Source organism: Acidaminococcus sp., assembly GCF_057597765.1.
The window spans coordinates 78524-105355 of record NZ_DBMBXK010000005.1 but is presented as its reverse complement, the minus strand read 5'-3'; the positions used below and the strand labels follow the sequence as shown (position 1 = coordinate 105355).

22 protein-coding genes are annotated in these 26832 nt (G+C 56.8%); 1 reads left to right on the top strand and 21 read right to left on the bottom strand.

Annotated features, from left to right (window positions below):
* Nucleotides 1–39: 39 nt before the first annotated feature.
* The 17 genes from ACZOF8_RS04700 to ACZOF8_RS04620 form a co-directional block, all read right to left on the bottom strand.
* Entirely contained in the window at nt 40–2361 is a 2322-nt protein-coding gene (locus ACZOF8_RS04700) for an FtsK/SpoIIIE family DNA translocase (RefSeq protein ID WP_487426624.1), read from the bottom strand.
* A gap of 36 nt (nt 2362–2397) precedes the next feature.
* Entirely contained in the window at nt 2398–4071 is a 1674-nt protein-coding gene (locus tag ACZOF8_RS04695) for a ribonuclease J (RefSeq protein ID WP_022487813.1), read from the bottom strand.
* A 205-nt stretch (nt 4072–4276) separates the two neighbouring features.
* Nucleotides 4277–5254 carry a TAXI family TRAP transporter solute-binding subunit gene (locus ACZOF8_RS04690; RefSeq protein WP_308664409.1) on the bottom strand — a complete coding sequence of 326 codons (978 nt, stop codon included), beginning with the start codon at nt 5252–5254 and terminating at the stop codon, nt 4277–4279.
* Nucleotides 5255–5282: 28 nt separating this feature from the next.
* On the bottom strand, nt 5283–6200 hold the full coding sequence (locus ACZOF8_RS04685) for an NAD-dependent epimerase/dehydratase family protein (protein WP_022487811.1): 918 nt from the start codon (nt 6198–6200) through the stop codon (nt 5283–5285).
* The gene (locus ACZOF8_RS04680; protein WP_154488074.1) at nt 6197–7201 is read right to left on the bottom strand and encodes a lysylphosphatidylglycerol synthase transmembrane domain-containing protein; all 1005 of its coding nucleotides are present in this window, start codon (nt 7199–7201) and stop codon (nt 6197–6199) included. Before ACZOF8_RS04680 ends, ACZOF8_RS04685 begins: the two co-directional genes overlap by 4 nt.
* A 116-nt stretch (nt 7202–7317) precedes the next feature.
* Nucleotides 7318–8277, bottom strand: coding sequence for a ribonuclease HIII (rnhC, locus tag ACZOF8_RS04675; RefSeq protein WP_487426623.1), 960 nt, complete (start codon nt 8275–8277; stop codon nt 7318–7320).
* The gene (locus tag ACZOF8_RS04670) at nt 8274–9170 is read right to left on the bottom strand and encodes an Asp23/Gls24 family envelope stress response protein (protein ID WP_288310663.1); all 897 of its coding nucleotides are present in this window, start codon (nt 9168–9170) and stop codon (nt 8274–8276) included. The genes rnhC and ACZOF8_RS04670 overlap by 4 nt, the downstream gene beginning before the upstream one ends.
* A 21-nt stretch (nt 9171–9191) precedes the next feature.
* Nucleotides 9192–10025: a PHP domain-containing protein gene (locus ACZOF8_RS04665; RefSeq protein WP_487426622.1), complete on the bottom strand. Its 834-nt coding sequence runs from the start codon at nt 10023–10025 to the stop codon at nt 9192–9194.
* A gap of 269 nt (nt 10026–10294) precedes the next feature.
* Nucleotides 10295–11518, bottom strand: coding sequence for an MFS transporter (locus tag ACZOF8_RS04660; RefSeq protein WP_288310738.1), 1224 nt, complete (start codon nt 11516–11518; stop codon nt 10295–10297).
* A 138-nt stretch (nt 11519–11656) separates the two neighbouring features.
* A complete protein-coding gene (locus ACZOF8_RS04655; protein ID WP_487426621.1) occupies nt 11657–12586 on the bottom strand; it encodes a LysR family transcriptional regulator in 930 nt (309 codons plus the stop codon).
* Nucleotides 12587–12682: 96 nt separating this feature from the next.
* Entirely contained in the window at nt 12683–13561 is an 879-nt protein-coding gene (locus tag ACZOF8_RS04650; protein WP_487426620.1) for a serine hydrolase, read from the bottom strand.
* Nucleotides 13558–14286 carry an N-acetylmuramoyl-L-alanine amidase gene (locus ACZOF8_RS04645; protein ID WP_487426619.1) on the bottom strand — a complete coding sequence of 243 codons (729 nt, stop codon included), beginning with the start codon at nt 14284–14286 and terminating at the stop codon, nt 13558–13560. Before ACZOF8_RS04645 ends, ACZOF8_RS04650 begins: the two co-directional genes overlap by 4 nt.
* Nucleotides 14287–14395: 109 nt before the next feature.
* Nucleotides 14396–14866, bottom strand: coding sequence for a hypothetical protein (locus tag ACZOF8_RS04640; RefSeq protein ID WP_279127177.1), 471 nt, complete (start codon nt 14864–14866; stop codon nt 14396–14398).
* A 252-nt stretch (nt 14867–15118) separates the two neighbouring features.
* The gene (locus tag ACZOF8_RS04635) at nt 15119–17029 is read right to left on the bottom strand and encodes a heavy metal translocating P-type ATPase (RefSeq protein ID WP_022487801.1); all 1911 of its coding nucleotides are present in this window, start codon (nt 17027–17029) and stop codon (nt 15119–15121) included.
* A 35-nt stretch (nt 17030–17064) separates the two neighbouring features.
* Nucleotides 17065–17283, bottom strand: coding sequence for a cation transporter (locus tag ACZOF8_RS04630; RefSeq protein ID WP_022487800.1), 219 nt, complete (start codon nt 17281–17283; stop codon nt 17065–17067).
* A 147-nt stretch (nt 17284–17430) separates the two neighbouring features.
* Nucleotides 17431–19512 (bottom strand): ferrous iron transport protein B, encoded by a 2082-nt coding sequence (feoB, locus tag ACZOF8_RS04625; RefSeq protein WP_487426618.1) that lies wholly within the window; start codon nt 19510–19512, stop codon nt 17431–17433.
* Complete coding sequence (locus ACZOF8_RS04620) at nt 19505–19741, bottom strand: FeoA family protein (protein ID WP_022487798.1); 237 nt, start codon at nt 19739–19741, stop codon at nt 19505–19507. Before ACZOF8_RS04620 ends, feoB begins: the two co-directional genes overlap by 8 nt.
* A gap of 728 nt (nt 19742–20469) precedes the next feature.
* On the opposite strand from ACZOF8_RS04620, the gene ACZOF8_RS04615 reads away from it, so the two are divergent.
* The gene (locus tag ACZOF8_RS04615) at nt 20470–22908 is read left to right on the top strand and encodes an EAL domain-containing protein (RefSeq protein ID WP_487426617.1); all 2439 of its coding nucleotides are present in this window, start codon (nt 20470–20472) and stop codon (nt 22906–22908) included.
* 35 nt (nt 22909–22943) lie between these two features.
* Here the strand turns inward: ACZOF8_RS04615 and ACZOF8_RS04610 are convergent, their stop codons facing one another.
* The 4 genes from ACZOF8_RS04610 to ACZOF8_RS04595 form a co-directional block, all read right to left on the bottom strand.
* Nucleotides 22944–23213 carry a TIGR04076 family protein gene (locus ACZOF8_RS04610; protein ID WP_022487793.1) on the bottom strand — a complete coding sequence of 90 codons (270 nt, stop codon included), beginning with the start codon at nt 23211–23213 and terminating at the stop codon, nt 22944–22946.
* Nucleotides 23214–23223: 10 nt separating this feature from the next.
* Nucleotides 23224–23874: a cupin domain-containing protein gene (locus ACZOF8_RS04605; RefSeq protein ID WP_022487792.1), complete on the bottom strand. Its 651-nt coding sequence runs from the start codon at nt 23872–23874 to the stop codon at nt 23224–23226.
* Nucleotides 23875–23988: 114 nt separating this feature from the next.
* Nucleotides 23989–25356 (bottom strand): MATE family efflux transporter, encoded by a 1368-nt coding sequence (locus ACZOF8_RS04600; protein ID WP_229778474.1) that lies wholly within the window; start codon nt 25354–25356, stop codon nt 23989–23991.
* A 124-nt stretch (nt 25357–25480) separates the two neighbouring features.
* Nucleotides 25481–26560 (bottom strand): glycerol dehydrogenase, encoded by a 1080-nt coding sequence (locus tag ACZOF8_RS04595; protein WP_487426616.1) that lies wholly within the window; start codon nt 26558–26560, stop codon nt 25481–25483.
* Nucleotides 26561–26832 lie beyond the last annotated feature (272 nt).

Below are 26832 nucleotides of genomic sequence, written 5' to 3'. Positions count from 1 at the left end.
CTCACTTTTAGACGGGGTAGAGCGGCGCAGGCAGGAGAATCACGGTTCTTCCTGCTTCAGCCCTTTTGTGAAGAACTTTTCTTTGATGGTGGCGGGGCTCATAATGAGCGGCCTTGGCTTGCTGCCGTCCGCCGGTCCTATGATGCCCTTTTCTTCCATGGCATCCACCAGCCGTGCCGCCCGGGTGTACCCGATCCGGAACTTCCGCTGGAGCATGGACGAGGATGCCTGCTGGGTGGCCATGACCAGCTCCACCGCATCCTGGAAAAGTTCGTCTTCCTCGCTGTCTTCCCCTTTCTTTTCCTCTTCTGCCCCATTGAGCTTCTGAGTGGTCACTTCACTGGAATAGGAGGTGGGTATGGCTTCCGCCTTGATGAAATCCACCACCCGGTTCAGTTCGTCGTCGGCAATAAAGGCCCCCTGGACACGGATGGGTTTGTTGGCTCCCGTAGGGAAGAACAGCATGTCCCCCCGTCCCAGGAGCTTCTCCGCACCGCTGGCGTCCAAGATGGTCCGGCTGTCGATCTGGCTGGAAACCGCAAAGGCGATCCGGGAAGGGATATTGGCCTTGATGGTCCCTGTGAGCACGTCCACCGACGGCCGCTGGGTGGCCAGGATCAGATGGATCCCGGCAGCACGGGCCTTCTGGGCCAGCCGCAGGATGGCATCTTCCACGTCCACTGCCGCCACCATCATCAGGTCGGACAACTCGTCGATGATCACCACTATGAAGGGCAGCTTTTCTCCCGGCTGCACATGGGCATTGTAGTCATCGATCTTCCGGACCTGGGTCTTGGCGAACAGACTGTACCGCCGTTCCATTTCCACCACTGCCCAGTGAAGGGCGGAAGCGGCCTGCTTGGGCCCGGTGACCACCGGTGTGAGCAGGTGGGGGATCCCGTTGTAGTTGGTCAGTTCCACCACTTTCGGGTCCACCAGGATCAGCTTCACCTCATCAGGAGCCGCCTTGTACAGCAGGCTGCAGATGATGGTGTTGATGCACACACTCTTCCCGGACCCGGTGGATCCGGCAATGAGCAGATGGGGCATCTTGGTCAGGTCCGCCACCACCACATGGCCGGAAATGTCCTTCCCCAGGCCGATGCACAGCTTGCCTTTGGCATTCTTCACTTCCGGACAATCCACAATAGACCGGAAAGAAACCGGCTCCGAAGTCTTGGAAGGCACTTCGATGCCGATGGCCGCCTTTCCGGGAATGGGTTCGATCCGGACGCTGGACACCGCCAGTTTCAGGGCAATGTCTTCCGACAGGTTCTGGATCTTGTTCACCTTCACCCCGGGAGCCGGTTCCAGTTCATACCGGGTCACGGAAGGTCCCTTGGTCACGTTCACCAGGGTGGCGTTCACCCCGAAATCGTGGAGGGTCTGCTCGATGGTGCCCCCCTGGGTTTCGATTTCCGCCTGGAAGTTCTTCTTGTTCACCGGTTTGTCCCGGTTCAGCAGATCCAGAGGCGGGAATTCGTAGGGGATCACTTCCCCGGTTTCCGCGTTTTCCAGACGGGTGGTCTGGGCTTCCGGTGCCGGAGCTTCCCACTGGGGTTCCTCCTGGTCACGGGCATCGTCAGAGGTGGTAATGGTAAACTTCCGGGGCGGTTCTCCCGTCCCCATCTGTTCCTTCTGGAACTTCAGGATGGGAGCCGTACCGGCAGCATTCACCTTCTCTTTCAGCCGCTCCGCCAGAGAAGGTTTCTTTTCCGGTTCCGGCTTTTTCCGGGGATTCCCGTCATCCTTTTCCTGGTCGTAGAAAGAATCATGGTTCCGTTTCCGCCGTTCCTGGTAGTCCTCCCATTTCTGGGCCACCGTCTCGGCCCCTTCCTTTACCCCGTCCTGAGCGGTCTGGAGAGGACTCCGCAGGGAAAATTTCCCGGACAGCACCAGGGAAATCAGCGTGGTGGCGGTAAGGACAATGAGTGCTCCCACCCGGCCGGCCACCTTTGTTAAAACAAACACGATGGTGCCTCCCAGGAGGCCACCACCGGTCATCAGATACTCAGGAATCAGTTCATGGCCTTCCGGCACCTTGTGCATGTGCCACAGGCTCAGGACAGAAACAAGGAACAGCAGGAGTGTAAAGAACTTTTTGGAATACCGCAGATGTTCGTGATTCAGGATGTACCCCATCCCCAGCACCATTAAGTACAGAGGGAAGAGAAAAGCTCCCACCCCCAGGGCGTAGGTCAGGACCTTCTTGAGGAAAGCCCCGGCGCTGCCCATGGGGATTCCCCCCAGGGCACAAAGCACAATGAGGCCGAAGGCGCCCAACAGGATGCCCAGTACTTCCCGGTTGAAGGTGAATTCGATTTTCTTGTTGTTTCTGCGAGTCCGTTCTCTTTTTTCCACGCTGTTCCCTTCCTGAAGATTTTTGGTTTATTGGAATCAGATTTCCATGATCAGAGGGAGGATCATGGGACGCCGTCTGGTCTTTTCGAACAGATACCGGCCCAGGCTGTCCCGGACGGCACTCTTCAGTGCGGACCATTCAGTGATGTTGTTTTCATGGCATTTGTCCAGAGTGCTCAGCACCCGGTCCCGGGCACCTTCCATCAGCTCTTCGGATTCCCGGACGTACACAAAGCCCCGGGATACGATATCCGGGCCGGCGGCGATCCGGTAATTGCTGTGGTCGATGGTCACCACCACGATCAGGATCCCGTCCTGGGACAATTGCCGGCGGTCCCGGAGCACCACATTGCCCACGTCGCCCACTCCCAGGCCGTCAATGAGTACCCGGCCGGCGGTGACTTTGCCGGAAATCCCGATGGAATCCCGGGTCAGGTCAACTACAGAGCCGTTTTCCGCAATGACGATGTTTTCCTTGGGCATCCCCAGCTGCATGGCCAGTTTCTTGTGTTTTACCAGGTGACGGTATTCCCCATGGACCGGCATGAAGAACTTGGGATGGACCAGCCGGTGCATCAGTTTGATTTCTTCCTGGCTGGCGTGGCCGGAAACATGGATCCCCTGTTCCCGTCCGTAGATCACTTCAGCTCCCTGTTTGTACAGGTTGTCGATGGTCCGGGCCACACCTTTCTCGTTGCCGGGAATGGGGGTGGCGGAAATGATTACCGTGTCACCGGGCATAATGGACACCTTCCGATGGTCGCTGTTGCTCATCCGGGTCAGGGCACTCATGGGTTCACCCTGGCTGCCGGTGGTGATGATGGCAATCTGCCGGGGTGCATAGTTCCGGCATTCGTCGATGTCGATGAGCACACCCTGGGGCACCTTCAGGTAACCCATTTCAATGGAAATGTTCACCACGTTCACCATGCTCCGGCCGATCACCGCCACTTTCCGGCGGGTCATTACCGCCGCGTCGATCACCTGCTGGATCCGGTGCACGTTGGAAGAGAAGGTGGCTACGATCACCCGGTTCCTGGCCATCCGGAACTGTTCGTCCAGGGTCTTGCCCACGCTTTTTTCGCTGGGGGTATACCCGGTCCGTTCAATGTTGGTAGAATCGCTCATCAGGAGCAGCACGCCTTTGCGGCCCACTTCAGACAGCTTGGCATAGTCGGTCACCTGTCCGTCCACCGGAGTCTGGTCGAACTTGTAGTCCCCGGTGTGGACGATCACCCCAACCGGAGTGTGGATGGCCAGGGCAACCGCATCGGGAATACTGTGGTTGACCCGGATGAATTCCACCCGGAAGGCGCCGGCCCGGACCGTAGCCCCAGGCTTCACCATTTTGCATTTGCTGTCAGAGACGCCGTTTTCCTTCAGACGGCCGGACAGGATCCCCAGAGTCAGGGGAGTGCCGTACACCGGCACGTCAAAATCCTTCATCACATAAGGCAGAGCGCCAATGTGATCTTCGTGGCCGTGGGTCAGGAAAATAGCCTTGAACTTCTCCTTGTTTTCCATCAGGAACGTGGTATCCGGGATCACCAGGTCAATGCCCAGCATGTCATCATCGGGGAATGCCAGACCGGCATCCACCAGGATCATGTCGTTGCCATACACAAAGGCCGTCATGTTCTTGCCGATTTCTCCCAGACCGCCCAGCGGAATGATGGATAATTTTTTCTGTTGTCCTTTATTGTTATTCAAAGGGACACCTCCTTCGTATTTTTGCATATCAAAAGACTGGAGTATCTTCGCGTTCCATACTCCCTTTTCGAAACTATGTTTTCAATTCCCGTATCCCCTACGAATCCGAACGATAACCATCGCTTCTGGTTCTATAGGACTAGTCTCTTGTTCAACATTATACAGGTTTGACGCCTGTTTTGCAAATCAAGTTTTGGCTGACTGCTCAGGAACCGATTTTTTGTTCCTTCATGAATTGTTCGGCACCGGGGGCCAACGGAAGCAGCGGGTCCAGGAAGAACCGTTTCTCCACATCCCGGTACAGGGCAGGTTGTTTGGTCTGGAGTTCCTTCCAGTGAGGCCACAGACGGTCCAGGAAATTCTTTACCGTGTCCTTGTGCACCGTTTTCCGGGTCACCAGGAGACACTGAAGAGCCACACTGGCACAGGGCCGGGTCTGGTTGGGATAGGTCCCTACCGGGATCACCACCGGCTGATACAGGGGATAGGCGGCCACCAGGTCTTCCAGGTCCTGGCCTTCGATAGGGACCAGCACCAGCCGCCGCTGCCGGGCAAGATCCCGGAGAGCCGGATGGGGCAGGGCGGAAGTGAGGATGGCCGCATCCACGGTGCCTTCCTTCAGAGCCCGGACCGTGTCATCCACCGAAAGATACTGGACCCGCACATCGTCTTCCGCAAGGCCCGCTGCTTCCAGTACCTGTCTGGCGTTGAGAGAGGAACCGGAACCGGCAGCCCCCAGGGATACGGTCTTTCCTTTCAGGTCCTGGAGTTTCCGGATCCCGGTCAGGTCGTAGGTAATGATCTGGACCGTTTCCCCTTGAAGGGTCCCCACCTGTTCCAGATCCTTCAGAGGCCGGTCTTCATAGGGCCCGGTGCCTGTATAGGCATACCAGGCCACGTCGCTCTGGACCAGGGCCAGGTCCGCTTTCTGCTGGCGCAGCAGTTCGATATTGGCCAAAGAGCCCGCTCCGTCCTGGAGCTTCAGCAGCGGCTGCCGGCCGTCCTGGTTCAAAGCGTTCACCAGGTCGTTCCCCAGACTGCCGTAAGCCCCCACCAGCTGGCCTCCTGCCAGCACCGTTTCTTTGGGAGGTGTTTTCCCCCGTTCCAGGTTTCCTGTCTTTGCCCCGCAGCCTGCGGTGCAGAAAAAGAGCAGGGCCAGAACGGAAAAGATCAGTTTCTTCATAGGTCTCTCCTTGTTCTCCCTGCTCCTGTTATTTCTGGAAATACGCCAGGGTCCCGGTGAGCCCCTTTTCCAGGTCCGTGTAGTCTTTCATGCCCAGGGTTTCCACCAGGGCCTTGTGGCTCAGTACGGAAGCGTAAATGTCTCCCGGCCGCACCGGTCCATAATGGACATCCATTTTATGGCCCAGGATCTTTTCCATCACCCCGATCAGCTGGTTCAGGGACACTTCCTCATTGGTGGACACATTCAGGGTGGCACAGCCGTTATATCCCACCCCCAGGCTCATGGCCCGGGCAATATCCCCGGCATAGACGAAATCCCGGGTCTGGTTCCCGTCCCCAAAGACAGTCACCGGTTCGTGCTGGGCGATTTTCCGGGCAAAGACGGAGATTACGCCCCCTTCTCCTGTTTCTCCCTGCCGTTCCCCATATACATTGGCGAACCGGAAAATAATGTGCTTCAGACCGAAGCACCGGCTGTACAGACGGATGTAGTCCTCTCCCACCGCCTTGGACAGACCGTAGAAAGAAGTGGGAGCCGGCACTTCTGTTTCCTGAAGGGGCAGGTTCTGGTTGTCCCCGTAAATGGCCGCACTGGAAGAGAAGATGATCTGTTCCACGCCGCTTTTCCGGCAGCCTTCCAGTACATGGACCAGACCAGCCACGTTCAGGTCTTCGTCCGCTTCCGGGTATTCCATGGAATAGGGCACCAGGGTCTGGGCCGCCAGATGGATCACTGTCTGGAATTTTTCCGCCATCAGGAAATCCGTTAGCTCCCGGGACCGGATATCCAGCAGCTGGAACCGGGCTCCTGACGGCACATAGGCCCGTTTCCCGGTAGACAGGTTGTCCAGCACCGTTACCTCACAATCTCCCCGGCTGATGAGCGCCGGCACCACATGGGACCCGATGAACCCGGCTCCCCCAGTTACTAAGATCTTTCTCATGAATCCATTTCCCTCCGATCGCGGATCTTGGTCAGAATATCCAAGCCAAAGCATTTGATGGTCACAATGGCGCCGATGGTGAACGGAATGTATTCACAGAAGAAACGCCAAAGGATGGCCAGCACCCCGGCCACACCGGGAGGCAGCAGAGAATTGAACAGCACCAGGAAGCCGCCTTCCGCCACCCCGCTGCCACCGGGGGTGGGAGTAAAGTACAGTACCAGGTTGATCAGGCACATGCGTCCCATGACAATGTGCAGGGGCAGGCTGATGCCGAAGGCCTTGATGAACACCGGCACCACCGAATAGATGAACAGCAGGCTGATCCCCGATTCCATAAAAGCCCGGAACACCTGCCGGGGATTGTCCTTCAGCATGAACATGGCCTGCTGGAAATCCCGGTACCCCAGGAAAATGGCTTCCTGGACCCGGGGAGAGAACCGGCGGCTGAACCGGGCCAGCCATTTTTCCAGCCGTCCCCCCATTACCAGGTGCCACAGGAGCCAGGGAGCCCCGATGAAAAAGGCGCACACCAAGGCAATGACACTGGTGGGCATCCAGCTTACCAGCACCGGATCCCACCAGAATACCAGGGGCATCACCAAAAACAGGAACAAGATGGAAAATACCGTCCGGACAATGACGATCAGGGTGGATTTGGCCACCGGTACCCCCGCCCGTTTCATGAACATGAGCATGGCAATACCTCCGCCCCCCTGACCGGGAGTCAGAAGTGCCAGGAAATAGTTGCTGAACACCGCGTAGAAAATATGGGCATAATCCATCTTCTCCCCGGAAAGCCTTGTCAGGGTGATCAGTCGGGTGGCATCGAAAAACAGCCCCACCGACAGCACCCCCAGGGCCAGCAGCGCATAATACCATTTAAAAGTGGTCAGATAGACCAGGGCCCGTACATCAAAAGTAAAATAAAGAACGCCTGCTGATACGATGATGACTACAAAGAACAACACGCACAGCATGCGGAATAGGGTTTTGTTCATAGAGTATGACCTGCCAGTATCGTTGTATTTTGAAAAGCTCTGAATCTGTCAATGCTGATACAATCTTTTATTATTATAGCATAGTACAGGAACAAAAACATAAAACAAATCGTAAATCAGAGCCTGAGCTTTCCTGTGTTGGCAAAATGGAGCTTGACGTATTGGGAAAGAGCCTCTTCCCCCTGGGCTTTGGCCAGCTTCCGGGCCGCTGCCGTAGCCTGGCTGCCGCCTCCTTTGGGCAGTTCGAAGCCTGCCTTTTGGGACAGCTCCCCCATCACTTCCACAAAGGCGTCCCGGGCCAGAATGGACGCCGCCGCCACTGCCATATCCGCTTCCCCTTTGGGCTGCTGGTACACTTTCAGCCCGGGATAAGCTGCTTCCAGGGTGGAGGAAATGGCATTGTGCCGGGTAAACTGGTCCACCAGGGCAAAATGGCATTCCGGCACCTGCTGGAGCACCCGTCCCAGAGCATGGATGTGGCCGCTGGCCAAAAGATGGTTCAGGTTCTGCTTCTGGCTTTTCAGCTGGGTATACCGCTGGTTGTAGAACTGAGGCTTCAGTACCAGCACCGTATGGGCTTTGGCGGTCTTCCGGATCTTTTCCGCCAGCTGATGGATCTTTCCGTCGGTCAGGGCCTTGCTGTCGCAGATCCCCCAGCTTTGGTACTGCCGGGCGGTTTCCAGGTCCAGGCACACCGCTGCCACCGCCAGGGGACCGAAATAGTCTCCCTTGCCGCTTTCGTCACTGCCGCACCAGAGCCCGTCGAATCCGGGTTTCCCGTCCAGCAGGGTCACTTTTCCCCCGCCGGCGGAAAGATCACCGGCAAGGGCTGAAGGTTCCGTCTCTCCGTCCAGCGCCTTCTGGCAGCAGTCCCGGAAGGAAGAAACTTTCCCGCTCCATACCTGTTTCAGGCCCTTTTTCCCATTGTAAAGGGCCAAGTTCACCGTGTCCGGGCCCTTCCGGACCTTCAGCTGCCGGCCATAATTGATTTCCTTCTGCTCCACCGGTTCTTCCGTGAGCAGCTGGAGTTTTTCCCGCACCAGGGTTACATACTGGTCAAAATCATAAGGGGTCATGCCCCGCCTTCCTCCTTTTGTCCTTCCGGCAGGGTCGGGTCCGGCTCCTGGAGATTTTTCGGAAGATCAGGAGGCCGCACCGTCAGGCTGCGGATGGAGACATCGATATTTTTCACCGGCATGCTGGTCATGCCTTCCACTTTCAGTTTGATCTTGGTCTGGAGGCTCTTCACCACTTCGTAAATGGGCGCCCCGAAGAACAGGATGATCTCCAGGAAGATGGTCATCCCCTTGCTGGTGTCCGAAGGCCGGCGCACCTTAATGGAAGTGATCCGGTCCACTTCCTTGTTCTTCTTCACCACGATCCGTACAATGTCGCTGACCACGTAATCGGATACCGTGATCTTCCCGTAGTAGCTGAAAGCCGGCCGAACAATGGATTTTTCCGACATGGCATGGGGCTTCCGGTTCCGGGAAAACAGCCGGTGAGGCAGATCCACCAGCACCCCGGACAGATGGGGCTTCAGTTCGATGGTGGGCACCGGCACCACGTGTTTTCCTTCCTTGATCCGGGTCTCCCGGGCCTTTTTCATTTCCCGGACGGTGGAAATGTCCTGGATGTACACCGTTTCCGAAGGCGCCGGGATCTGGAGCCGCTTGCAGATGGTCCGGACCATCTTGTCCGAAGTGCCGATCACCAGAAGAGTCCGGATGTCGCTTTTCAGCAGGGCTTCCCGGACTTCCTGGCAGTGGTCCTTTTCCATAAAGATGGCTCGTTTCACCGCCTGGACCTTGTTCTGTTCCGTTTTGGCACTGGTTCCGGCCAGGATCTTGGTCCCTTCGATCAGGAGCCCGTCATCGATGATGCCGTCGCAGTGATGGTCATGGGCGACCCCGATGGCCCGGAAGCTTTTCCCGGTGCCGCTGGGGCCTACAAATGCTACAGTTTTCATGGTATGCACCTGCTTTTCGGATCAGATTTTCTTTCCTTCGATGACACCCTTCACATTTTCGTAGGAAATGGGGAATTCTCCCAGGTGGATGGGGAACCGTCCCGGATTCCCGTGGAGATCGCTGCCCCCGCTGGTCAGGAGACCATGGTTTTTGGCCACCTGGAGCCAATCGTGGGGAGGTTTTTCCTTTAAAATAGAAGGATGCCACACTTCCATGCCGTCAAACGGCACCCTATCCAGCAGTTCTTCCACCAGATCCGGGTTCCCGATTTCCGCCGGATGGGCCAAAACAGCAATGCCTCCCGCCCTGTGGAGCAGGTCCACCGCCTCTTTGGGCTGCATCTTCACCTGCCGGCAGTAAGCGGGCCTGCCGCTGGCAATCAGGGCATCGAACACCGCCTGGGTATGGGAGAACAGGCCTTTTTTCGCCAGAACCCGGGCAATGTGGGGCCGCGCCAGGCTTTTGGACCCGTGGGCTTCTTCCCGGACTTCCTCCAGGGTTATGGGATATCCCAGCTGGTTGATTTTCTGGATGATCTTCCGGATCCGGGTGATCCGCCCCACCCGGGTCCAGGCCATGGCCTGGAGAAGAGGCTGGTTCTCCGGGTCGAAATGGTACCCCAGCACATGGACATCCTTCCCTTTGTAGTCCGTGTCGATCTCCACCCCCCGGATCAGCTGGATCCCCAGATGCCGGAAGTGAATGGTCCGGGCCGCCCGGTCGTAGGCCTGGATGTTGTCGTGGTCGGTGATGGCAATGGCGGCAATGCCGGACACCCGGGCCTGGGCAATGATTTTTTCCGGAGTGTAGACGCCGTCAGAAAAGGTGGTATGGATATGCAAGTCAGCCAGCATGGCAATTCTCCTTCGTCATTTCTTATGACTTGATTATACCATAGTGGGCGGAAAAAGGAAAAAGGGCGCTGCCGCACAGGCAGCAGCCCCCGTCAATGGTCAATCGTCAATGGCCAAAGGAAGCCAGCCAAGCTGGCCCTGAACACAAAAACCGTAGGGGCCGCACGCCGGGCGGCCCGCCGACTGCACCAGCAGCCGTTGAACGGGCGGGCTCCCCGGCGTGGAGCCCCTACGGATTCGATTCTGTATGCAAAATATTTTCTGCCGTTTTATTCGGCTTCCGATTCCAGGCTTTCCACAGAATCTTCCTGGAAATCTGCAGTCTTCCGTCTCCGGGCATACAGCAGCCAGTAGAGAACGGCACAGCCGATGGCACCCAGGCCCACGGCGGAATAGATGCCCTGGAATCCCAGCGGTTCCTTGAAGGCACCCAGGAGGTAAGGTCCTACCCCCAGCCCCAGGTCCAGCATGACGAAATAGGTGGAAACCGCCACTCCGATCCGGACTTCTTCCACCAGCTTCACGCAGATGGCCTGTCCGTTGGACATGAAGGTTCCGTACCCCAGGCCCACGAACACCCCGGCAGCCAGCATTTCCCAGTTCTGGGTGGTGATGGACAGCAGCAGGAGTCCAATGGCCAGGCAGGCATAGGTGGGATACATGACGAAGTCTTCCCCTTTCCGGTCGAACATCACTCCGGCAACGGGACGGGCTAAAGTGATGGACAGAGCATAGACCACAAAGAACAGGGTCCCGGCAGTCATCAGCTGCAGTTCCGCCGCATAGGTAGCCAAAAAGCTCAGCACGCTGGAATAGCACACCGCCACAACGAAGCCCACAATGGAAATCCCCATGACCCGGGGTTCCAGGAAGTTGGACAGGGACAGCTGTTTCAGAGCCGCCCGGTGTTCTTCCGTCAGCTGGATCTCATCCACCTTCATTACAAAGGCGGCCCCCAGGCAGATCAGTACCATCACAATGGAGAACAGAATGATCACCCGGAAGGGGAACATCTGCTGCATCACCATGCCGATGAAGGGCCCGATGGCCGCAGCCAGGCTCATGCTGAGGGCATAGTAGTTGATGCCCTCCCCCCGCCGTTCCGCCGGGATCATGGCGGATACGATGGTGCTGGTGGCCGTGGAGGCAATGCCGTAGCCCACCCCGCTCAGGAACCGGACGATGTACATGGTGGCCAGAGAATCGATGAGAAAGTACATACAGGTGGTCACCAGGAAGAACAGGATCCCGGCATAGAGCATTTTCTTCCGGCCGTACAGTTCCACGGACCGGCCCGCAAACAGCCGGGCCACCAGGGTCCCCAGCACGAAGATCCCGGCCGCCAGACCGGCTTCACTGACGGTGGCATGGAGGGAATGGATGGCTTCCGATGCGATGATCACCATCAGCATGTAGTAAATGATGTAAATCAGGAAATTGACCAGGGTATCCAGGACGAATCCTCTGGTCCACAGACGGGGTTTTGCAGACATGGACAAATCAGCGACCTTTCTTATTGGAATCACGGAATTTTTCTATGGTTCCGATTATACGAGGCTGCCGGTGATTTGTGTAGCGGATAAAAAAGATGGATGTAATCGGAAAAAGCGATTACATCCAGTCTGTTCGTTTCAAACGATGGGTTCCCCGGGCTTCTGGGCAAAACTGGCCAGCACCTGTTCCACATAAGGGCGGATCAGAGGAAGTTTGGGATTGTTCTTCCGGTAGATCAGGTACCCTTCCGCCTTCAGGGGCAGCTGGAGTTCATGCCAGCCGTTGTGATGGCCCAGGGTCCTCAGCAGCCGTTCCGGCAGCAGGGCCCCTGCCCCGTTTTCCTGGCAGTAGTGGATCATGGCATAGGGAGTGGACAGCCGGGCGGAAATCATGGGTTCCCGGTTTGTGCCGGCAAAATAGTCCTGGTAGATCTGGTTCATGAAATAGCTGGTAGGATACAGCACCAGAGGCCGGTTGAGCAGCTGGCTCCGGGTAAGGGGAAAGTCTCCCACCGGCAGGAGGGGTGCATAATACACCAGATTGTCCGTACAGAAGTGGATCACTTCATAGGCATTCGCCGGTTCCCGGTCCGGCAGGGATTCTTTCACAAAATAGGTGGAAACCACGTCCAGCCGGCCCTCGGTAAGAGCCTGGTGGATCTGGTAGGTGGGCAGATCAAACACGTTGAACCGAAGGCTGGGGTTGGTCTGGCGGAAATGGGCAATGTGCCGGTTCATGTGGATGTCCCCCAGGGACCGGAGGATCCCCACATTCAGCTCCACCGGCTGGGATTCTGCAGCCGCCCGGGTGTCATAGACGATTTTCCGCAGCCCGTCCATCCATTCCGTCACCCGGGCCAGGAACACCTTCCCCTCCTCCGTCAGCTGGCTCCCCCGTTTGGACCGGTGGATCAGGGTGATCCCCAGGGCAGTCTCCAGGTTCTTGATCTGGGCGCTGAAGGCAGATTGGGTAATATGGGCCTCCCGGGCCGCCCGGGCAAAGTTCCCCACCCGTCCGTATATAATGAAGCATTCCATTTGGGCAATGGTCGGTAAATCTCCAGACATGGCAATCTCTCCGTTGTGGTATAAGTTGTTCTTATTATAACAGATTGAGGAGAGGTGGTTAAGAGGGTAATGGGTAGGGGCGTGCCCAGGCTCTCCTTATTCCACAACCGCCTGATAAATCTTCTCCGACAGATCTGCCATGGTTTCGTAGGGGGTGTAGTTCCGGGTGAAGATCACCAGTACATAATCCCCGTTGGGGGTATACACGATGCCTCCGTCGTGGCGAAGGTCGTTGACTTCTCCCGTCTTGTGAGCCACCACCGTTCCCCGGGGCAGATCCCCGGGGATGCTGTCGTTGTCGGTCTGACGTTTGTAAATTGCCAGCATTTCCCGGTCCTGGGCCGGGCTCACGCATTTCCCCTGATACAGCCGTTTGAACAGCAGAGCGATGTCCCTGGTGCTGGTCAGGTTCTCCCTGCCGGCCGCCATGGCTTCTGTATCCATCATCTTCCGGCGGAGGACACTGTGGGTGTACCCATGACGCTGCATATAGGCGTTGATCCGGTCCATGCCCAGCCGGTCGATGATCAGGTTGGCGGCAGTGTTGTCACTTTCGGTAATCATCAGTTCCAGAGCCTCCTGGAGGGACACTTTGCTGCCGTACCCCCGTCCCTGGAGGACCCCTGCCCCGCCCACTACATTGTCCGGGGTAAGGGTGAATGTTTCATTCCGGCTCAGGCTGCCGTTCTGGATATCCTCATAGGCTTTGGCCAGGATGAAGACTTTGATCATGCTGGCAGCGGTCATGGTCTCACTGCCCCGGTACAGGCTCTGGTTGGTGGACAGATTGGTGAAGTACACCTGGGCCGGGCCGGCCGCCTGGATGATCCTGCCGATTTTCTGCATCCGGGGGCTGAGAGCTGCCCTGGCGGAAGCCGCCGGTGCACTGGCCTGGGCGGTACGGGGCAGTCCCACCCCGGGCAGCAGAAGAAGACCTGCCAGTACCAGGCCCATTCCCTTGTTCAATGGTTTCAAAAGAACTTCACTCCTTCTCCGGCCAGCCGCTCCTTCAGGCCCTTCATGAAACGGGGCCCCGGGTCGGTTTTGCCGTGATAATAGCCAGATATGTTTTCTTTCCATAAAGAGGTATGCCGGGCCAGGTCCTGCTGATAATGGCCCAGCACCCACTGGATAGTGGGGTATTTGCCCCGGAGATACCGGATCAGCCGTACATTGGCTTCCAGCTGGGCCTGGGTCAGGTCTTCCCGGCCCTCCACACCGCCTACGTTCTCAATACCGATGGAGCACCAGTTCAGGCCGATGGCATGGCGGTTCAGGGCGGTTTCCGGGGTCAGCTGCCAGATGGTGCCGTCCCGGTCTACCAGGTAGTGGGAGGCCACATTCAAAGTGCCGTTTTTCAGCCGGGAATTTTCCTCGTTGTAAAAATACCGGTACACCCCGTCCCGGGAATTGGACGCCGTCCAGTGGACCACCACCGCCTGGGGCACAATGGTTTCCATTTCCCGGCCGTAGTGGATCCGGGCATAGTCCCTCATCAGCCGGCGGCGCAGGTCCGTAAAGGCAAGGGGGCGGACCACCATGGCCGGTCTGGCGGGCGTGAGGGTTTCCTGTACCCTGGCGGCCCGGGCTGACGGTTCCGCCCCGGCGTATTTTCCCTGGACCGGGCTCCCAGAGCAGCTGGCCAGGACCAGTACTCCCGCCAGCGCAAGGGCCTGCCCGGCCCGTTTTTTCTTGTTCATGGGCTCTCCTCCTTTCCGTCCATTGTACTCCTCAATTGTTTTTTCTTCCAGTCCGTTCAAAAAGAAAGGGACATTGCTCCCGCAACATCCCTTTGCCAAACGGAATTTTTCACTGTCCGACAGGACCGATTTCGATTTCGTCGATTTTTCCTTTTTCGATTTCAAAGATCAGACCCACCCCGGGCATTCCGGCCGCCTGGTAGATGATTTTATCCCCACGGACCTTGTCCGGTTTTCCGTAGGTCTCCTCCAGGACGGAAGCGTCCATACCCACACGGATTCCTTCCGGGGTTGCCCAGCCGTTGTTGGCGGACACTTCTATATGATAGACGGCTCCTTCCGCCAGATGGATGGATACCCCATCCCCATATTCGTATTCCACCACCGATCCGGCTGGATGGGAAGATGAATGTTCCTGTTCCGTTTCCGTGGGGGTGCCGTATATCTGCCGGACATAGGATTCCCCGGTCCCATAGCCAATGCCGCCCAGGTACAGGGATTTCTGGGGTACCGATGCCAATGCGGCCGAAGCAGCCAGTGTCAAAAGTGTCGTAAGACCTGCAATTGTCCATTTTTTCATCTGGTCCATCCTCCGTGTTTTTGAGAATTATTATTGATAACCATTTTATCATAATTATATGGCAATTTACAACTGTTTTTTAGAAAAGAGCAGAAGCAAGGCCCCCTGGACGGCCGGGACGGGCTCCCCTCCGGGTAGCCCCTACGCCGTTGGGGGCGAATCCTCTCGTTCGATCTGTTGGACGTGATTGGCTGACTGTTGACAAAAAAAGTACTGCACATGTCCGATTTTCCCATGTGCAGTACTCTTTTTTCACTTTTTCCCCCCAAACAGACACCGCATGGAATTCAGCACACAGAGGATCAGCACCCCGGTATCGGCGAAGATGGCGAACCACATGTTGATGAACCCCAGAGCCCCCAGAACCAGGCTGATGACCTTGATGCCGATGGCGAACACGATGTTCTGGTACACGATACCCACGCATTTCCGGGCGATCCGGATGGCTTTGCTGATTTTCAGCGGGTCGTCGTCCATGAGCACCACATCTGCCGCTTCAATGGCCGCATCGCTGCCCAGGGCCCCCATGGCAATCCCCACATCCGCCAGGGACAGCACCGGGGCGTCGTTGATCCCGTCCCCTACAAAGGCCACTTTCTCCTTGGGCTCTTTCCGGCGGATCAGCTCTTCCACCTGTTCCACCTTTCCCTGGGGCAGCAGCTCGCTGCGGACTTCGTCGATGCCCAGCTCTTTGGCCACCGCTTCCGCCGTCCGTTTCTCATCCCCGGTGAGCATGATCACCTTTTTCACCCCGTTGGCTTTCAGGGTCCGGACGGCTTCCACGGCATGGTCCTTGATCCGGTCGGCGATCAGGATGTGTCCATGGTATGCCCCGTCGATGGCCACATGGACCAGGGTCCCCACCATATGGCAGTTCACATAGGGAATGTGGAGCATTTCCATGAGTTTGGCGTTCCCGGCGGCCACGGTATGGCCGTCCACCCGGGCCACCACCCCTTTACCCCCGTATTCCTGGATATCCGTCACCCGGCTCCTGTCGATGGGTTTGCCGTAGGCCTGCTGGAGGCTTTTGCTGATGGGATGGCTGGAGGCACATTCCGCCAGGGCCGCCATTTCCAGCACTTTTTTTTCTTCCAGTTTGTTGTGATGGACGGCGGAAACTTCAAACACCCCCTGGGTCAGGGTCCCGGTCTTGTCCATCACCACATAGGCCGTATGGGCCAGGGTTTCCATATAGTTGGATCCCTTGATCAGGATCCCCTGCCGGCTGGCGCCCCCGATCCCCGCAAAGAAGCTGAGAGGAATGGACAGCACCAGGGCGCAGGGACAGCTGACCACCAAAAACAGTAGGCTCCGGTACAGCCACATGTGCCACAGAGGCGCCATGCCCAGGGCCATCCGCACCAGAGGAGGCAGCAGGAACAGGGCCAGTGCCGCGCTGCATACCGCCGGGGTATAGACCCGGGCGAATTTGGTGATGAACACTTCAGATTTCGCTTTCCGGGAGCTGGCGTCTTCCACCAGGTCCAAAATCCTGGATACGGTGGATTCCCCGAACTCTTTGGTGGTCTCTATGGTCAGCACCCCGCTGAGGTTGATGCAGCCGCTGATCACTTCATCCCCAGGGGCCGCTTCCCGGGGAAGGCTTTCCCCGGTGAGAGCCGCCGTATCCAGACTGGACCGGCCTTCCACCACCCGGCCGTCAATGGGGACTTTTTCCCCGGGCTGGACGATGATCCGGGTGCCGATGGCCACATCATCCGGGTCCACCCGGACCAGTTTCCCGTCCCGCTCCACATTGGCATAGTCGGGACGGATATCCATCAGTTCGCTGATGTTCCGGCGGCTTTTGTCCACGGCATAGTCTTCGAACAGTTCCCCCACCTGGTAGAACAGCATGACGGCCACCGCTTCTGCATAGTCCCCGTTCTGGTAGATGCCCAGACCGAAGGCCCCCAGGCTGGCCACCGCCATCAGAAAGTTCTCATCCAGCACCTGGCCCTTCCGGATATTTTTCGCCGCCTTCAGCAGGATGTCCCAGGCCACAGTCAGATAGGCCGCCAGATAGGGCAGCAGGTGGAGAAAGCGGTATTCCAGGTCCACCCCTTCCCCGCTCCAGGCATCCGGCAGAAAGGCCCCGGCCACCGTCAGCACAAAGGCGGCGGCGATCCGGCCGATCATGATCTTGTTTTCCTGTTCCATATTCCCATCCTCTCCGGTATCCATTCAGCCATTCTTTAACAGTAAATCTTGCAATCGTCATCCAGTTTGGCCACAGCCGCCTGGCAACGGCCCATGACTTCCGCCGGATCCGCCCCCTCTGCAAAGGTCACCTTCAGCCTCAGCAACATAAAGTTCAGCACCGCATCCTGGACTCCCGGAGTGGCCTTCACCGCTTCTTCCATCTTGGCCGCACAATTGGCACAGTCCACTTCCACTTTATAACTCTTTTTCATGATTCTTCCTCCTTGCTCTTGTCTAACGATTAAACAATCGTTTAATCGTTTTTCTGACTTATTTATACCACAAACCAAAAAAATAAGCAAGAGAAAGGGGAATTTTTCTTCTTTCTCTTGCTTATAATTCAATAACTGTTTATTTGTTTACAAAATGCTCAGCAGATGGTAGGCCACAAAGGTAACGATCCAGGCCGTTGCCAGCTGGAAGAAGGCTTCAAAAGCCGTCCATTTCCAGCTGCCGCTTTCCTTGTGGATGGTAGCCAGCGCCGCCGCACAGGGCACGTACAGCAGGCAGAAGATCATCAGGCACAGGGCGTTGAGGCTGGTGAACCCAATGGATTCCAGGTCAGCGGCAAATTCCGCCATGCCCGCTCCAGAGCTTGCGTTGGTAATGCCAAAGAGCACGGCACAGCTGGAAACCACCACTTCCTTGGCGGAAATCCCGGCCAGAAGAGCCAGACAGATCTGCCAGAAGCCCAGGCCGATGGGCCGGAAAACCGGCACCAGCACATGGCCCATAATGGCGCCGAAGCTTTCTCCTGCATCGGTGGTGTAGCCGCTGGGGCCGAAGTTCAGCAGGAACCAGATCAGGATGGTGGCCACGAAAATGGTGGTCCCGGCCTTTTCCAGGTAACTCTTCACCTTTTCCCACATGTAAATGCCCACAGTATGCATATCCGGCAGCTTGTATTCCGGCAGCTCGATGAGCAGGAAGTCTTCCGTCTGGCGGTGCTGGGCCTTTTCAATGCCATGGAGCACCAGAGCCACCAGGATGGCCACCGCCAGCCCGATCAGGTACATGGAATAGGCCACTACCATGGCATGGCTGCCGAAGAACATCTCTGCAAACAGGATATAGATGGTGAGCCGGGCGTTGCAGCTCATAAAAGGCGTCACCAGCATCACCTTGTACCGGTCCCGCTTATGTTCCAGGGCCCGAGATGCCATCACAGCCGGCACCGTGCACCCAAAGCCCAGGAGCATGGGGATGAAGGCCTTCCCCGACAGCCCCAGACGGCTCATCACGTCTTCCATTACATAGGCCACCCGGGCCATATACCCGGAATCTTCCAGGAAACCCAGTGTCAAAAACAGGATCAGGATATTGGGCAGGAAGGTGACAATGGTCCCCACGCCCCCCAGGACCCCGTCGATGATCAGGGATTTCAGGGCATCGCTGACGGACCAGGCGGTGAGCAGCCCTTCCAGTCCGTCTCCGAACCAGCCGATGAAGTCTTCCATATACCCCTTCAGCCAGTCCCCTACGGTAAAGGTCAGGAAGAACACCACCGCCATGATCAGCAGGAACACGGGGATCCCCCAGAACCGGTCCGTCAGCACCTTGTCCAGCCGGTCCGTCAGCTTGTCGCTTTCTTCCTTGTGGAGCAGCACTTCGTGGATGATTTCTTCAATGAAATCATATTTTTCCCGGATGATCCGGGTTTCGTAGTTCTGGTCCAGGATATCCGGCCGGTCCACCGGGTGTTTTTTCAGCACTTCCTGGTCCTGTTCCAGCAGCTTGATGGCATGCCACCGGGGATTGATGATGTCCGGATATTTCACTTCCAGTTCCGCGATCAATTGGTCGATCCGGTCCTCAATGGGATCGGAATAGACCATGGCGTACATTTTGTGGTCCAGCCGGTGGACCCCCACGGCCTTGTGGTCGTGGATCAGCGGGTCCGTGTGTTTGGCGTCCCGGTGATGGATGGCCGCATGGAGCAGCACGTCCAGACCCCGGCGCTTCCGGGCGGAAACAGGGATCACCGGGATTCCCAGCATTTCCGGCAGCCGGTGCAGGTCGATTTCCATCCCCCGTTTTTCCACAATGTCCATCATATTGAGGGCCATAACCACCGGCTTCCCCAGTTCCAAAAGCTGGAGGGTCAGATACAGGCTCCGTTCCAGGGCGGACGCATCCACCACGTTGATGATCACATCCACTTCGTCACTGAGGATGAAGTCCCGGGAAACGATTTCTTCCATGGTATAGGAGGTGAGGCTGTAGGTGCCGGGCAGATCCACCAGGTGGATGTTCATGTTGTGGCGCCGTATGGCCCCTTCCACCTTTTCCACGGTGACCCCGGGCCAGTTGGCCACCTTCAGGTTAGCCCCGGTAAAGGCATTGAACAGGGTGGTCTTCCCGCAGTTGGGGTTCCCGATGAATCCGATGGTCAGGTTCTGGGCATCGTGGAGATGCTTTTCAGGCTGCTGCATATCAGTCATGGTCCACCTCCACCTTGTCCACGGTAATGTTCCGGGTCATGTTGTAGCCCAGGGCAAACCGGGTGCCCCGGAGCAGGATCACCATAATGCCCTTTCCCTTCCGGGTAATGCAATGGATCCGAGTCCCCAGGGTCATCCCCAGGGCCTGGAGCCGCCGTTCAATCTGGAACGGCAGATCGATCTGAGTAACGACTGCAGACTCCCCTGTCTGCAAATCCTTTAAAAGCATGTACTGTTTTCCCCCTGTAAGTAAATTCAGCGGTAAAGGAAACTGCCCAGTAACTGAAGGCCCGTATCCCTTTATGCATAACTAACCGCATTTGTAATTATAATCAATTACCCGGGTATTGTCCACAGGAGGGAGGGGCGGCCGGGACGGGCTCCCCTGCGGCTCGCCCCTACACCGTTGGGGTCAAGGGTTTTCGTGCTATTGATTGGACGGGGTCGGCACAGGGACGATGAAAACCGTTTTCCCCGCATCCCTGCCGAATCTCCGACCGTGACGGCGTAGGGGCGAGCCGCAGGCCCGCCCGTCCCTGGCCTCCCGGAAAGCCCGGGCCAAAATGGCCTTCTTCAGCAAATCGATCTGGGCAAGGGCGGATTAAACAGAATCAGGGAATACCGTAGTGAAGCGTGCTGCATGACCTCCGGCCAAACCCATCCACCGTCCTGCGGACGGTCCCCCTTCCCTTTCAGGGAAGGACTTCAACGTGGTATGCCATTGGTTGCCCGGAGAAACGGACCCCCGTGCAGGCGGGTGGCTCTGGCGATATTTTGCCTGCGGCGAAAATCTTGAACCGCCCCTACGGCGGTGTGATGCGGCCCCTGCGGTTCTGTGCTCTTCACTTTGAATATGCTTGATGATGCAGGATAATTGTGCGATAATTATTATAGTAGCAGATTTTACATAACCGTACTGAAAGCAGGGGAGATGGCACTATGGTATCAGCAGACTGTATGGGAAAGTACATTCTCCAGCACTTGGAGGAGGCACTGGAAAACCACTGGGTCCAGGTGTATTATCAGCCGGTGATCCGTACCCTTACAGGGAATCTGTGCGGTCTGGAGGCCCTGGCCCGATGGGTGGACCCCCAGTCGGGAATCCTTTCCCCGGCCACCTTCATCCCGGTGCTGGAAGAGGCCCGGCAGATCCACCGGCTGGATGCTTATGTGCTGGAAGAAGTGTGCCGCACCATCCGCCAGCGGCTGGATGCCAACCTTCCCATCATCCCGGTTTCCTTCAACCTGTCCCGGTATGATTTCTCCAGCCTGGATGTTTTTTCCCTGGTGGAAGATACCCGGCAGAAATACAACATTCCCCGGGATTTCCTCCATGTGGAGATTACGGAAAGCGTCCTGGCCCAGAATGCGGAAGAGGTGCACAAGGAGGTGGACCGGCTCCGGACCGAAGGGTATGAAGTGTGGCTGGACGATTTCGGCAGCGGCTACTCTTCTCTCAACATCCTGAAGGACTTCCAGCTGGATCTGATCAAGCTGGACATGGACTTCCTCCGGAATTTTACGGAAGCGTCCCGGATCATTGTTTCTTCAGCCATCACCATGGCCAAGCGTCTGGGGATCAAGACCCTGGTGGAAGGGGTGGAAACCCGGGAACAGGCGGACTATCTGGCTTCCATCGGCTGCGGACGGCAGCAGGGGTTCTACTACGGAAAGCCCCAGCCTCTGGAGGATACCCTGGCTTTGATGGAACAGGAAAAACGGGTGGTGGAACCCCGGAAGTGGTGCCACTATTATGACCGGGCCAGCGGCGAAATCCACGAAACGGACAGTCCCCTGGCTCTTTTTGGCATGGATGAAAAAGGGGCCATCCGTTATCTTTATACCAATGAGGCTTATGACAATGCCATCCGCCACATGAGCTACACCCTCCAGGAGATCCAATACAATCTGAATCATCCGGAAAACAGGGATGCCCTCCGCACCTACCTGTTCTGTGTGGAACGGTCCCGGACCACGCACCGACCGGAATCCTATGTCTACATCGACGGCGGAGATTACGTGCTGGTCCGGCTCCAAGTGGTCTGTGAGATGAACGGCCATCTGCTGATCACCACCACCCTCACCAACGTTTCCCAAAGCAACGCCCAGATCCGCCAGAACAAAATGGATGCCAATCTCCGGTATCTGTACAGCATGTTCGATGATGTGAACCTGGTGGATTTGAAAAAAGATACCATTGAGATGCTTTATGCCAACAACAACTCCAGCCATGTGTCCGGTCCCTGGAAGTTCCAGGATATCCGGACGGCCTTGAAGGATTTTGCCCGGAAGAGGATATTCGAGGAAGACCAGGCGACTTATCTGGCCTTCACGGACCCGGACACCGTGCTGGCTCGCATCCAGAAAAGCCCCACCGGAAGGATTTCCCAGCTGTTCCGGTGCCGGAACAGCACGGGCAACTACACCTGGCGGGAATGTATGGCCATCCAGCTGACCCATGGGGACAGTTCTCTGATGCTTACGGCAGACCGGACCCTGGAAGATGAGGATAGAATGCCGGTTGTTCCTGCAAAAACGGCGGAGGTCCTCCCTACCCTGCTCTGGGACAGCCTGAAAAAGAACACCCAGATCAAATATTTCTGGAAGGACCGGAACCGCTGTTTTCGGGGGGCCAGCCAGGCCTTTCTGGACCATTACGGCTTCCAGTCTGAAAAAGAGATTATCGGGAAAACCGATGAGGACATGAACTGGCACCGGGATAATATCCCCTACCGACAGGATGAACTGGATGTCCTGCAAAAGGGAATCACTGTTAAAGACGTGCCGGGAGAATGTATCGTAAAAGGCCAGCTCCATCCCATTACCTGCAGCAAATGGCCCCTGTACTGGAACGGGCAGATCATCGGGCTTATGGGATATTTTCTGGATATGGAGAAACTGAACCGAAAGCTGCGTCACGAACTCCCCACACCCTATGATGATGTAATATCCGGTCTGCGGAACCGGCAGGGATTCCTGGAAGACCTGATCCACTGCCAGGAAGATACAGAAGGAGAGGCCCGCCTCTATTGTCTGATTTTACTGGAAAGCTGTTTTGACAACTATCTGAAAAAAAGCTACGAACCGGCTCTGCTCCAGGATCTGATCCGGAAAGAGGCTCAGATTATCCAGAACCTGGCTGGCAAAGATTCCGCCATTTCCCGGCTCTACAATTCCACCTTTGCCATTATCCGCCGGGAAGCCAACCCGGAAGAATCGGAAGCCCTGGCCCGGAAGATCCAGAAACGGCTCCAGGCCATCCACCAGGTCAACGGGAACCCGGTAACGGTAACTTTCCGCTGGAGCATCGTCCATTCCACCGATCCTCTGCTGAAGAAAAAAATCGGTCCCAGCCAGATCTATCGGCTGGCGCTGAAGAAGTTGAGGGAAGAATAAAAGGGACTGCTGCACGCAACGTGCAGCAGTCCCTTTTATTCTTCCACCACTTCCGCCTTGAACACCATAATGGTATCCGCATCGCTGCAGCAGAACTCGGCGGTGCCTTTAGGCTGGCCGGGGATCTGGCCTCCGTACCGGAGAATGTCGATGTAGGGAAAGGCACAATGCATGGCCATGGGGCAGATTTTGCCCCGGTCTTCGTCGAAATCGAAGACCTCCCCCACATGATGGCCCCGGTGGCAGCCCATCTTCCCCCGCCGGTCGGTAACGGTGATCCGGATCTTCGGTCTGCGTCCAGCCATGGCTTTCTCCCTATTCCAGGGTCAGCAGCAGAGCCATTTTAAAGGGCTTTTCTGCCTTCACCCAATGGAGCCCGTTTTTGGCGAACCGGAACTGTTCCCCCGCTTTCAGTGTATGGGCCTTTCCTTCGTAACCGATGATCCCTTCCCCGTCCAGGGCAAAGATCAGGGCATCCCCGGGGGCCGCATGTTCACTGAGACCGGTGCCGGCGTCAAAAGCCATGACCACGAATTTCATCTTTTCATTGTGGACCACATCCATATTCACGATCCGGCCTTCCTGATAGGGCAGCAATTCTGCCAGTTTGAATGCTTTGCCTGCTTCCACTGCTTTGTTCATGATATCCTCCTTCTGAATCTCTACTTCCACATACACCGTATCCACTTCTGCGCTCATGCCCACAGGGACTCCTGTAGGAGTCAGGATGCTCTGACCCGGTTCCAGCACCGTGCCTGCCAGGGCTCCGGTGAGCTGGAGCCGGCCTTCCTGGACCAGGAGCAGTTTGTAATAGGGATAGATCTCCCCGCTGATGTCCGTCCCAGCCCCCAGAGAAAAGACCCACACCGGGTTCCGTCCTCCGGCGATCTGCTGGGAAACCGTGCACCCGGCCACCGGCTGATGGGTCCGGCCCAGAGAAAACACCTGTCCCGCCGTCAGTTTCATGGGTACCACCTGCTTTCCTTTTGTTGGTTGTATTGTAACATGGGAAAAAGGGAAAGTACGTTGGTGAGACAACGGAAAAGGGGTGTTGCACGTTATGTTCAACACCCCCCTTTTTTATTCCTCCCCCTCCGGGAGCTTCTGGAAGAACTTCCGGATCAGCACAACTGCCAGGAGGAAGCCGCAGAAATCGGAAACGCTCTGGCTCCATTCCAGGCCGGTGATCCCCAGAGCCCTGGGCAGCACCAGCAGAGTGGGAATCAGGAACAGACCGCTGCGTCCGGCGGCCACCAGCATGGCTCCGGCGGTTTTCCGGGTGGTCTGGAGACACATGTTGGTTAAAATGGTGAGAGGCACCAGGAAGAAGGTAAGGGCCTGGCACCGTAAGGTACGGGACCCGATGGCAATCACCAGGGGATCATCCCGGAACTGTTCCAGAATGGGTACCGCCCACACAATGGCAGCGGCAGCGGCTATGAGAGCGAACAGGGTGCCGCTTTTCACCGCAAACCAGAAGCCTTCCCGGAGCCGGCGGTACTTTTTGGCTCCGTAGCTGAACCCGCACACCGGCTGGAAACCCTGGCCGAAGCCGATGATCACGGAGGCCGCAAAGAAACTGAGCCGGGTGACGATGGACATAGCCGCAATAGCTGCATCCCCGAAGGCCCCGGCCGCCACATTGAGGAAAATGGTGGACAGGCTCTGGGTGCCCTGGCGGATCAGGGACGGAGCCCCGCCGGCGATGATTTCCTTCAGGATGGGCCAGGATGGATGCATGTTCTTCAGCCGGATGGGGATGTTGGCCCCCTGCCGGGTCATGAAAAGGAGGATGCAGAAACTGACAAACTGGCTGAGGATGGTGGCATAGGCTGCCCCGGCCACCCCCAGATGGAACTGGAAGATAAAGAGAGGATCCAGGAACACGTTGAGGAATCCTCCGATGGTGATCCCCACCATGGCAAAGGCGGCGCTGCCCTGGAACCGGAGATGGTTGTTCATCACCAGGCTGGACATCATTACGGGCGCCCCCACCAGGATCACGCTCATGTACTGGACTGCATAGGGCAGGATGGTAGGGGTGGAACCGATAAGGGTAGCCAGCTGGGGAGCGAACAGGTTCCCCACCACTGCAATCAGAAGGCCGCAGAGAAACACGTACAGGAAGCTGGTGGAAGCCATGGTTTCCGCCTCCGGCCGGCGTCTGGCCCCCAGGAGCCGGGAGATGCTGTTGCCGGAGCCGATGCCGAAAAAGAAGGCAATGGCATGGATGATGGCCATGGTGGCAAAGGTGACCCCCACCGCTGCAGTGGAGGCGGTATCGATTTTGCTGACGAAATAAGTGTCCGCCATATTGTAGAAGCTGGTGCACATCATGCTGATAATGGAGGGCAGGGCCAGGGAAGCAATCAAAGGCTTCACCGGGGCCTCCAGCATCTTCTGGTACTTTCTGGCTTCTTTGGAAGGCTGAGGTGCTGTATCTGACATAAGAAAACCGCCAATCTGTCCGGACTGGGCTGGACAAGTATTTTTTCTATTATACCATAAAGGAGCTGTTGCATGAGCAACAGCTCCTTGTCAATGGTCAATTGTCAATGGCCGATGGAGGCTCTTATTTCCCCAGGGCATCTGCCTGGATGATGGCGGCATAGAGCTGATCTTCGGTTACGTCGGCCACCATGTTGTGGATGCTTTCTCCGGGCACACAGGCAGCTCTGGCAATCTGCCGGATCTGTTCATCGGTGGTGATGCCCAGTTCGGCCAGGGTGGTGGGCAGGCCTACTTCTTTGCAGAAGCCCTGGACATCCCGGAATTCATCCTCTTCCACCCCTTCCAGCACCAGCTGGACCAGGGTACCGAAAGCCACACAGTTTCCGTGAGGAGCGCTGTGACCGCCCAGGGAGGTGATCCCGTTGTAGAAGGAATGGGCACAGGCCAGCCCGCCGTTGTCCGCCCCCACCCCGGACAGGTACACATTGGTCTCGATGATGGCATCCAGGGCCGGGGTCACCACCTGGTGTTCCACGGCGGTTTTGGCCTGGGCCCCGTAGTTCCGGAGGTTTTCGTAGCACAGTTCACACATGGCCATGGCGGACCGGGTGATCCCGCCGTTTTCCAGGCTGGGCGCATCGGTCCGATAGCAGGCCCGGGCTTCAAAATAGGTCCCCAGGGCATCCCCCATGCCGGCCACCAGGAACTTCACCGGTGCATGGGCGATGATATAACTATCCACCAGCACCCCGTCCGGATTGTTGGGATAGAACAGGTAGCTGTTGAAGGAACCGTCGTCGTTATAAATCACGGACAGCCCGGTGCAGGGAGCATCAGTGGCTACCACTGTGGGAATGATCACCACCCGTTTTCCTTCGTAATGAGCCGTGGCTTTGGCGGTATCGATGGCGGACCCGCCGCCGACCCCTACCACCACATCGATGTTTTCCGCCCGGACCATTTTCCGGAACTTGTCGATTTCCCCTACACTGGAGATGCCTCCGAACACTTCGTAGTGCCGGTGGGTATCGCTGGTGCCGAAGCTTTCTTCCAGTTTGTTATGGCAGGTCCGGTGGCCGCTCCGGCTGCAGATGAACAGCCAGTTCTTCCCCAGATCCTTGAAATAATCGTAGAATTCCTTCAGGGCTCCACTCCCCTGTACATATTTCAGCGGTGCACGCATGAGACGCAGTCTTGCCATAGTGAGTTCCTCCTTTGTACTGAAAATCTCTCTCAACCAGAGAAATCGTGTCCTTTGGAGACAGATTTTTGTTTATTGTATTATACCATAAAAGATAAGTTTTTAACAATAATTATTGATTCTTTAAAAGATAAACAAAACGGTTTTCTATAAGTTTTATGCCTTGCGTGTTTTTTCCAAAAATTCAGTAGGCGAACGTTCCAAAATATGTTACAATAGTTTTACAGAGTTTTTACATTTTTACAAAGTCTTTATAAAGGAGGAAGATTTGT